The organism is uncultured Anaerotruncus sp. (assembly GCF_902490045.1).
Lineage (GTDB): Bacteria > Bacillota > Clostridia > Oscillospirales > Ruminococcaceae > Anaerotruncus.
Window position 1 is genome coordinate 1 of record NZ_CABUCJ010000095.1, and the last position, 9403, is coordinate 9403.

At 64.6% G+C, this 9403-nt stretch carries 7 protein-coding genes; 3 read left to right on the top strand and 4 right to left on the bottom strand.

Annotated features, from left to right (window positions below; translation table 11 throughout):
* The coding region (locus RDM88_RS09730; protein WP_308754649.1) for a cation-transporting P-type ATPase at positions 1-427 on the bottom strand (427 nt) is incomplete at its 3' end.
* A 320-nt stretch (positions 428-747) separates the two neighbouring features.
* Here RDM88_RS09730 and RDM88_RS09735 point away from each other — a divergent pair.
* Positions 748-2004, top strand: coding sequence for a [Fe-Fe] hydrogenase large subunit C-terminal domain-containing protein (locus tag RDM88_RS09735; protein WP_308754650.1), 1257 nt, complete (start codon positions 748-750; stop codon positions 2002-2004).
* A 66-nt stretch (positions 2005-2070) separates the two neighbouring features.
* Here the strand turns inward: RDM88_RS09735 and RDM88_RS09740 are convergent, their stop codons facing one another.
* Both RDM88_RS09740 and RDM88_RS09745 read right to left on the bottom strand, forming a co-directional pair.
* Positions 2071-5076, bottom strand: a complete 3006-nt coding sequence (locus tag RDM88_RS09740) for a hypothetical protein (protein WP_308754651.1) — start codon at positions 5074-5076, stop codon at positions 2071-2073.
* Positions 5073-7220 carry an MMPL family transporter gene (locus RDM88_RS09745; protein ID WP_308754652.1) on the bottom strand — a complete coding sequence of 716 codons (2148 nt, stop codon included), beginning with the start codon at positions 7218-7220 and terminating at the stop codon, positions 5073-5075. The genes RDM88_RS09740 and RDM88_RS09745 overlap by 4 nt, the downstream gene beginning before the upstream one ends.
* A 239-nt stretch (positions 7221-7459) precedes the next feature.
* Here RDM88_RS09745 and RDM88_RS09750 point away from each other — a divergent pair, with 239 nt between their 5' ends.
* Positions 7460-8407, top strand: coding sequence for a hypothetical protein (locus RDM88_RS09750; RefSeq protein WP_308754653.1), 948 nt, complete (start codon positions 7460-7462; stop codon positions 8405-8407).
* A gap of 73 nt (positions 8408-8480) precedes the next feature.
* Here the strand turns inward: RDM88_RS09750 and dhaS are convergent, their stop codons facing one another.
* Positions 8481-9044, bottom strand: a complete 564-nt coding sequence (gene dhaS / locus RDM88_RS09755) for a dihydroxyacetone kinase transcriptional activator DhaS (RefSeq protein WP_308754654.1) — start codon at positions 9042-9044, stop codon at positions 8481-8483.
* 160 nt (positions 9045-9204) lie between these two features.
* On the opposite strand from dhaS, the gene RDM88_RS09760 reads away from it, so the two are divergent.
* Positions 9205-9366: a hypothetical protein gene (locus tag RDM88_RS09760; protein ID WP_308754655.1), complete on the top strand. Its 162-nt coding sequence runs from the start codon at positions 9205-9207 to the stop codon at positions 9364-9366.
* Positions 9367-9403 lie beyond the last annotated feature (37 nt).

Consider the following 9403-nt stretch of genomic DNA (forward strand, 5'->3'; position numbering starts at 1 on the left):
GCCCCGCCTCGAGCAGCACGACGTCGCCCGGCACAAGGCCGGCGGCGGGCACCTCGGCGAGCCTGCCGTCCCGGCGCACGAGCGCGTTGGGGCTCGAGAGCTTTTTGAGCGCCTCGAGCGCCTGCTCCGCCTTGGCCTCCTGCGTCATGCCGATGACGGCGTTTAAAAGCACGACGAGCAGGATGATCACCGCGTCGGAAATCTCCCGCAGGAAGATGGAGATCGCCGCCGCCGCGAAGAGGATGTAGATCATCGGGTCGTTGAGCTGGGAGACGAACATCGCGAATTTCGATTTCCGCTTCTTTTCTGAAAGCTCGTTGGGGCCGTGCTTTTGGAGGCGCGCCGACGCCTCGTCCGTGGTCAGGCCCTTCGCGGGGTCCACACCGAGCTCCTCGCAGGTCCGCCGGATATCCTTCTGGGTGAACAATTGCCACACTCCCTCAAAATGTTGTCAGGACTATTGTTGTCCGCAGGCCGCAAAACTATCAAAAAAAGACCTTCAGCATGCGGAATCCTGCACGCTAAAAGTCTTGTTACCTCACACGGACCCCAGGCCAGGGCTTGCGCCCGCGGTGTTGACCTGGAATTTAAAACGACTCCCTTATTAGCATGTGTTCAGTTTACCGGGGAAATTTTGTTTGGATTGGGATATTTTATGAAGAAAATGTAAATTCTGCGCTTCCTCCCATTGATGAAACCCTCCGCATTGGATATCCTAAAGAAAGAAACGCAAGGAGTGTGAACGCAATGGCAACCTTCCAGGAGCTCTACCAGACGCTGCTCGCCGCGCAGGCGCGCAGCAACCTGCCCGAAGCGATCAAATACATCCGCACCCAGCAGGACTTCGATCCCAAGCAGCTCGACTGCCTCCTGAACCCCCAGAAGCACCCGCTCGTCTGGCGGACGGGCGAGTGCGGCTGCGCGCCCGGCGAGGGCGCGTGCGAACGCGCCTGCCCCTTTGACGCCATCCATTCCGGCCCCGTCGAGGGCGGACGGGTCGCCATCGACGTGACCCGCTGCGTCGGCTGCTCCGCCTGCATCGACGCGTGCGCCGCCAAAAAGCTCGAGGCGAGCCGGGACGCCGTCGCCGCGATGGAGGCGGTGCGCCGGCACGAAGGGCCTGTCTACGCGCTTGTCGCGCCCGCCTTCATGGGCCAGTTCTCCGAGGCGGTCACGCCCGGCATGCTGCGCAGCGCCTTTTTGCAGCTCGGGTTCGACGGGATGATCGAGGTCGCCCTCTTCGCGGACATCCTCACCCTCAAAGAGGCGCTCGAGTTCGACAAAAACATCACCCGGGAGGGCGACTTCCAGCTCACGAGCTGCTGCTGCCCCCTGTGGATCGCGATGATCCGCAAAATCTACAGCGAATTGCAGTCCCACCTGCCCGCGTCCGTCTCCCCGATGATCGCCTGCGGCCGCTCGGTCAAGGCGCTGCATCCCGACGCGCTCACCATCTTTGTGGGGCCCTGCATCGCCAAAAAGGCGGAGGCGCGTGAAAAGGACCTCGCCGGCGCGGTCGACTATGTGCTGACCTTCCAGGAGGTGCGGGACATCTTCGCGGCGGCGGGCGTCGACCCGGCGAAGCTGGAGGACCGCGAGCGCGACCACTCCTCCCGCGCGGGACGCATCTACGCGCGCAGCGGCGGGGTGAGCGAGGCGGTCCGCTCGACCGTCGAGCGGCTCAACCCCCACCGCAGAATTTCGATGCGCACCCGCCACGCGGACGGCGTGCCCGGCTGCCGCGCGCTCATCGACGACCTGCTCGCGGGGAAGATCGACGCGAACTTCTTCGAGGGGATGGGCTGCCCGGGCGGCTGCGTGGGCGGCCCCAAGCGGATCATCCCGCGCGAGGAGGGGGAACGCAACGTGGACGCCTACGGCGGCGAGGCGGCCAGCCCCACGCCGATCGACAACCCCTATGTGATCGAGCTGCTCGGCCGCCTTGGATATCCCACGGTCGAGAGCCTGCTCACAGAAAACGATATCTTCTCCCGCAGATTCTGAGAGACGCCAAACGGGGGCCGCGGCAGACGCCGCAGCCCCCGTTTTCTGCATCCGGTGCTCCGTTCTTCAGGTGAAAAGGCCCTTGAGCCAGCCGAGGAAGCCCTGCTTCTCCTCGACGGGGGCGGCCGTCTCCTCGACGGGTTCGGGAATTTTGACCTCGTCGGTCTTCATGACGAACTTGACGTCGGTGTCGAGCCCCTCGGGCGCGGCGGTGAAGACGCCGTACTCCTTCGAGAGGTCGACGTAGCGGTCCTTGCGTTCGAGCAGCTCGTCGAGGTCGTCGAGCTTTTCGATCGCGTTGTCCGCAGCGCCCTTGTCCTTGAGGCGGTCGAGGGTGGCGATCATGCCGCGGGAGAGGGAGACCTTCTCCTCCCGGAGCATGCTGCGCATCGTCTCGGTGATGTCGCGGTGCTCGTCGAGATCGTCGCGCATTTTGAGCAGCGTGGTGATCGTCCCGGGCGATTCGTGCAGGCTCTCGTGGATGTCGGCGCGCTTCAAATCGCGGCGCAGCGCCTTGATGATCGGACGCGCGTCGGAAAGATCGTCGCGCAGGTCGTCGATGTTCTCCACCTCGTCGAGCAGGTTGGTCTCGTCGAGCTTTTTGAGCAGGAGCACGAGCGTCTCCATGTTGTCGGAATTCTCCTTGAGGTGCCCAAGCATCTTGTCGAGGTACTGCTGCACCTCGGTTCCCTGGAGCTGCCCCGCCATCTGCTCGAGGCCGGGGCCATATTGGTTCACGTCGTCGAGCAGCCGGAGCAGCTCGTCGGGGCCGATCGCGACGACCAGCTTTTCCATCCGCTCGACCATATCCTTCATGGCCGTCAGCTGCCGGTACTGCTCGGCGGGGACCTCGACCGTGCCGCCGCTGCGCGCGCCGCGGGCGCGCGGGGCGCTCTCGACGATCTCCCGGAGGGTGTCGTCGTCCGCCCTGTTCAAATATTCGTCGATCGCACCGGTCAGCACATAGTAGCCGGCCGTCGTCCCGGTGATCTCGGTGTAGACGTCCATGCGGTCCTCGTCCACCGGCTTCTTCGCGGCGTCGTCCGCCCTGGAGCTGTTTTCGGGCGCGGGGGCGTCCGCGTCCCCGCCGTCTTCGCCGCCCTCATCGGAGCCGTCGTCCGCGGCGCCCCCGGAGGAGCTGTCCGTGTCGGCGGGCGGGTCCTCTTTTTCCTGCGCGGGAGGCTCTTCGCCGTTCCCGGCGGCTCCTGTGTCCTCCCCGTCGGAAGATTCGACGTACCCGGCCAGCACCGCGGTCACGCCTTCCGGTTCGCTGACCACGGGCTCGCCCGCCGCCGGTTCGCTTGTCGCGGGCTCGCTTGTGACAGGCTCGCTTGTGGCGGGCTCGCTCGTCGCGGGTTCGCTTGTCGCGGGTTCGCTTGTCGCGGGTTCGCTTGTGATCGGCTCGCTCGTGGTCGGCTCGCTTGTGGCAGGTTCGCTCGTCGTCGGTTCGGTCTTCTCGCCGCTCTCCCTGCGGATCGGCCGGATGTGGTTCGGGTCGACGATCTCGCCGCTGGCGCTGGCGCGCACCAGCTCGCCGCGCAGGGACGGGTTCAGCCTGGAGGCGGAGAGGACGTCGTCCAGCTTCCCGGCGGCGTCGGGATTGTTGATGTAGCCCATGACGACCTGCCGCGCCTGCAGGCGGGTCTGCTGCGCCTCGAGCTGGACCTTCATCTGCTTGCAGATCTCCAAAAACTGCCCGAGCGCCTGGAGGCCCTCCCGGTATCCCTCGGGGTCGGCGGCCTGCGCGGTTTTGACGCCCGCGTAGACCGTCTTGAGATCGTCCAGCAGGGTCTGGAGGCCGCCCTGGTCCGCCTGCGCGATGATCTGGTCGAGCTGCGCCTTGAGCCGCTTGTTTTTCTGCAGCTCGTCGTAGTCGTCCACCAGCTCCTGCAGGCGGTTGGGACTCAGATCGTCCACAAGGTCGAAGAGGTCGGCGAGCTCGTCGTCGTCGAGCAGGGTGCCCATCGCCTTTTCGCTCAGGTCGTGGTCGATGCGGTCGTAGAGGCGGACGTTCTCGTCGGTGATGTATTTGGGCAGGATATCGAGGATATCCTTGTTGAGGTCGTAGAAATCGAAGACGTCGTCGATGATCAGCCTCGCCGCGTCGGTGCGCCCGGGGTCGGTGAGCAGCGAGCGGATGTCGCGGTCGGGGTCGACGGTTTCGAGGTCGTTCTGCAGGTCGCGCAGGTCGTGGAGGTCCTGCTCCATGTCGTCGAACTCGTCGCTCTTTTTGAGGTCGTCGAGGTCGGGCAGCTCGGGGGTGGCCGCGATCATGATCGGGCCCATCTCAAAGCCGGCGACGTCTGCGGTAACAGTGAACTCCTCGGGAAAGTCGAGGTCGTTCAGCTCCTGGACGCTGTAGCTGTCGAGCGCGAGGCTGTCGTTCAGGCCCGGCAGGCAGACCATCGCGACCACCTGGCTGCTGCCGTCGGTGACGACCGAGCCGTCGCTGACCTTGACGTTGCCGAAGGTGTCGTCCGGGAGGGCCATGCCCGCCGCCACCATGAGCGGCGTGTACATGACGGTCTTTTCGCCGCCGATCTCCACCTCATGCTTCGAGGTGTTTTTGAAGGAGAGGCGGATTTCCAGCCTGCCGGACTTCCCGGCCAGCTCCTGCGGGTCGTACTGCTTCCCGTCGAGGCTGTAGGTGATCTTCACCTCGAGCGGCAGCTCCTTGCCGGTGCGGCCGGTGTAGTAGAGGTCGGTGCCGTCGAGCTGCCAGCTCAGGCGCTCCCCCTCCTGCCGGGGGCCCTGGTCCCCCTTGATGTTTTCGATCCCCTTGAGGTCGGAGACGTCCTCGAAGGTCACGCCGGGCGTGTCGCTGTGCAGCCAGTCGGTGACCACCGTGTCATAGGGGCGGCCGGTCGGGTCGAGGTTGACGTAGACCGTCTCGCTCTTCTTGGAGCCGATGAGGTTTTCCGGCTTTTCCTTCTCCGGCTCCGCCTGCGCCGCGGCCGGCCGGGCGGGTTCCTCGGCGGACGCCGCCGCGCAGCCCGAAAGCAGCGCGGCGGCCGCCACCGAAAGGGCGAGCAGCACGCAGAGCGCGCGCAAGGAAAGGTTCTTTGGTTTCATATCGATTCCCCCTGTTTTGCATGGAGCTCTCTGAGCCGCTTTCCCAGCCGCTTTCTTGGCGGCGGGGTGATGTCGCTGCGCCAGTTGTGGGAGGTCTTCGCGATGAAGCCTTCGCAGGCGAGCAGCACCGACGGCAGGATGAAGATGCTGACCAGCGCGCTGACGACCGCGCCGCGCGCCAGCATCGAGCAGATGCTCTTGATGATTTCGATCTTGGAGATGAGCGAGACGCCGAAGGTCGCGCAGAAGAAGACCGAGGCGCTCGTGATGATCGATTTATCCGAGGCGCTCGAGGCGATCTTGATCGCCTCGACGCGCTCATGTCCGTTCTGCAGCTCCTCGCGGAAGCGGGTGGTCATCAGGATGGCGTAGTCGACCGTCGCGCCGAGCTGGATGCAGCCGATGACGATGGGCGACACGAAGGGGATGACCGTCCCCGTCAGGGCCGGGATGCCCTGGTTGATGAAGATCGACAGCTCGATGGCCGCCACGAGGATGACCGGCACGGTGAACGACTTGAAGGTCAGCCCCACGATGAGCAGGATCGCCAGGACCGAAAGCACGTTGGTCACCTGGATGTCGACCGTCGTGATGTCCATCAGGTCCTTGGTCATCGCGCCCTCGCCGGTGATCAGCGCGCCGGGGTCGTACCGCTTGGCGATTTCATTCAGCGCCTCGATCTGGGCGTTTTCCTCCTCGCGCGCCGCCTTGTAGCGGGAGTTGATCATGAGCATCTGCTTGCCGTCCTTCTTGCAGATGTCCTTGAGCTCCTGCGGGATGAAATTGTCCGGGATGCCCGGGCCGACGAATTTATTGTAGGCGAGCAGCGCCTCCACCCCGTCGACCTTCTCCATCTCCTTCTCCATCGCGTTCAGGCGGTAGGCCGGGAGATTGTCGTCGACGATCACGAAATGGGTGGTCGCCATGTCGAACTCGTCCTTGAGCTTGTTGGTCGCCACGGTCGACGGCAGGTCCTCCGGAAGCGACTGGTCGATGTTGTAATAGATCTGCGTCCTGCTCTGCAGGATGAGCGCCGGGACAAAGAGCACCAGGAAGAGCGCGACGAAGGTCTTCTTGTGGTCAATGATCCAGTCGTTGATCTTTGTCTGGTCGGGGATGAGCGACCGGTGGCTCCAGCGGTGGATCGGCTTATCGAAGACGAGGATCAGCGAGGGCAGCACGGTGAGCACCACGAGGATGCCGATGACGATGCCCTTGGCCATCACGAGCCCGAGGTCGGGGCCGAGCCCGAGGCGCATGGCGCACAGCGCCAGAAAGCCCGCCACGGTGGTCATCGACGAGCCGGACAGGGAGACGAACGCCCCCTGGATGGCGCTGGCCATCGCGTCCCGCCGGTCCTCAAACCTGCTCTTCTCCTCGTCGTACCGGTCGAAGAGGAAGATCGAGTAGTCCATGGAAACGCCCAGTTGCAGGATCGCGGCGATCGCCTTGGTGATATAGGAGACCTGCCCCAGAAAAATGTTGGTGCCGAAGTTGTAGGCCACCGCGAAGCCGATGCCCATCAAAAAGACGAAGGGCAGGACGACCGATTCCATCGTAAGCGACATGGCGACGATCGAAAAGGCGACCGCCAGCAGCGTGTAGAAGGGCATCTCCTGCTCGACGAGGTCCTTGGTGTCCTTCAGGAAGATCGACACGCCCGCCAGAAAGCACCGCTCGTCGCAGAGGGCGCGCACGTCGTCGATCGCCTGCAGCGTCTCGTTGGAGGCGCCGGGGTGCTCGAACTGGACGATGATCATCGTCGAGTCCTTCGCCTTTTCGCTGTAGAAGACGTCCTTGATCTCGTCCGGGAGGATCTCCTTGGGGACGCTGATATCGAGTATGCTGGAGATCCACATCGCGTCGCTCACGCCGGGGACCTCCTCAATCGCGTCCCGCAGCTTCTCCACGTCGCGCGCGGGCATCCCCTCGACGACCAGCATCGCGGTCGCCGCGCTGTGGAAGGTGTCCTCGAGCACCGCCTGCCCCTGCGAGGAGTCGAGCTCCCCGGGCAGGTAGGAGAGGATGTCGTAGTTGACGCGGGTGTTGACCGCGCCGTACAGGCTGGGCAGGAGCAGCAGCAGCGCGAGAAGGATGATCGTCTTTGGCGAGCGCGTGAGCGCCCGCGCAAATTTCTTGAGCAAGCCAAAACCCCCTCATTCGATGCGGGAAGCGCTCCAAACCGCGCCTCCCCTTCTTAAACCATCCCCACTATATCACCCGGCCCGCGCGATGTAATTAGACAGTTTTTTCATCTGTCTAAAAATACGACACCTCCCCGGAACTGTCGTTTTTTTTTGACAAATCCGGTTTTTGTCTATACCGCGGGCGGCATCCGGCGGATATAATAAAGTCGGAAAAATTTCTTGGGGGAGGCACGGACATGGAATTTCAGCACCGGATGCTGCGCGCGGTGGTGGCCGGGATCGTCGACAAGGCTCTGCGCGACCTTCCGCGCGACCCGAAGCGCGGCCTGCGCAACCTGGTGGACCTCGGGGACAGCTGCGCGAAGGGCCCGCAGCAGAAGCGCTTCTTCGCGCGGGCGCACGCCGCGCTGCAAAGCCCCGCCTCCCCCTATTACCAGCTCGTCGCGGACGCCGTCAGTTGGGTGGATCCGCGCGTCCTGCGCACGATGGGGGTCAACCTCGGCGCGTCGGGGCTCACCTGGGGGGTCGGGCGGCTCCGCCAGGAGGAGGCCGCGCGGGGCGGGCACCTGCCCTGGATGCTCCTGCTCGACGGGCCCGCCCGCGCGGATTCCCCCGTCCCGCGCGAGGCGAACGCCCTCGGCTGCTACATCTTCGTGCTGCGCGGCGCCGACGTGCGGGAGGCCTGCGCGCTCGCCGGACGCTATCCCGAAAGCGCCTTTTTCGCCGAGCTGCCCGCCGCGCAGATCACCCCGGAGACCGCCGCCCTGCTCGAAAAGGCCCCCAACCTCGCCGTTTCGGTCGAGGTCGCGCCCGAAACGGACGCCTCCGGGGCCTTCGGGATCCTGCACGCGGCGCGCAGGCTCTACGGCTTCGCGGCCGCCTGCACCCCCGGGACCGCCGACGACCTGACGGGCGGGGCGTTCCTCGACCGGATGCGCGCCGGGCACTGCCTCTACGGCTGCTTTCGCTGCCCCGCCGGGGAGCCCGCCCTCGAGGACAGGCTCTACCGGATGGTCTGCGGCGACCGCGGCCGCCACAAGGGGCGTCCGCTGCTGCTGATCGACCTGCGGCGCGACGCGCAGTATGTCGCCGAGGCAATCTCCCCCGGAAGCCGCGCGCTGCGCGTCAATCCCGCGCTTCCGCTCGGGCCGCAGCTCTCCCCCCGCCCCGAAAACGCGATCTGAACGGCAGACGCCCGGCATCCTTTCGGATGCCGGGCGTCTTTGGCCGATACGGCCGCCGTCCATGGGCGGCCGTTCATTCCGTCTTATACTTTTCGAGCGCGTATTGGATGCTCGCGTCGGTCATCTCCTTGACCCGCAGGATGTAGCCGTCCGGCTCCTCCTTCATGCCGTGGCGGGCCCATTTCATAATGAGCCCCACGAAGGCGAACGCGTAGAAATCGGCGATAAATTCGAGGTCCTCCTCGCTGATTGGGCTTTCGCCGAGCAGCTCCTCCGCGAGCGACCGGACCAGCCCGTGGGCAAATTCCAGCAGGTACTCCTGAAAGGAGTTCTGCCCCGGCGTGCTCAGGGCGTTGATGTAAAAGCGCTTGTTGTCCCGCATATAGCGGCAGAGGGCGCCCAGCCCGTCGGTCCAGTGGGCGCGGTCCGAAAAGCTGCTCATGAGCTTGACCGTCTCGGTATAGTAAATCCAGTTGACAAGCTCGTATTTATCCTTGAAATGGTAGTAGAAGGTCTGGCGGTTTACCCCGCAGTTGGAGGCGATATCCCCCACCGAGATCTTGGAAAGCGGCTCCCGCTCCATCAGCTCCTTGATGGACGCGGCCAGCGCCTGCTTGGTGATCATTGAATCCGCCATGCCATCCCCCTTTTCCGCCCGCCGGGACGTCTCTATTTTAATACAAATCCCGCCGGTTTGCAACCGTGGGCGCGCGGGTCCCGCCTCCCTTGCGCCCCGCCGCGAAATATGCTAAACTGATGAAAACCCGGGACCCGGGCGCGCAAAAGGAGGCGGGCGGATGAGTTTGAGCAGCGAGCCTGTCCGGCGGGAGGACGACCTCCTGCGGATGATCGATGAGGGCATCGCCGCGCTGGAGACGGACGAGGAATTTTCCAAAACCGTGCAGGCGATCGGCGAGTTTTGCAGCCGGAATGAAAAACCGGACCCGGAAAAGCCCTGACCGGGCCGCTCTGGAGGAAAAGAGGCGGGCGTTCCGT

Excerpts from the sequence above, each read along its gene's own strand:
- RDM88_RS09735 (WP_308754650.1), top strand. The coding sequence starts at position 748 with ATGGCAACCTTCCAGGAGCTCTACCAGACGCTGCTCGCCGCGCAGGCG.
- RDM88_RS09740 (WP_308754651.1), bottom strand. The coding sequence starts at position 5,076 with ATGAAACCAAAGAACCTTTCCTTGCGCGCGCTCTGCGTGCTGCTCGCC.
- RDM88_RS09750 (WP_308754653.1), top strand. The coding sequence starts at position 7,460 with ATGGAATTTCAGCACCGGATGCTGCGCGCGGTGGTGGCCGGGATCGTC.
- dhaS (WP_308754654.1), bottom strand. The coding sequence starts at position 9,044 with ATGGCGGATTCAATGATCACCAAGCAGGCGCTGGCCGCGTCCATCAAG.
- RDM88_RS09760 (WP_308754655.1), top strand. The coding sequence starts at position 9,205 with ATGAGTTTGAGCAGCGAGCCTGTCCGGCGGGAGGACGACCTCCTGCGG.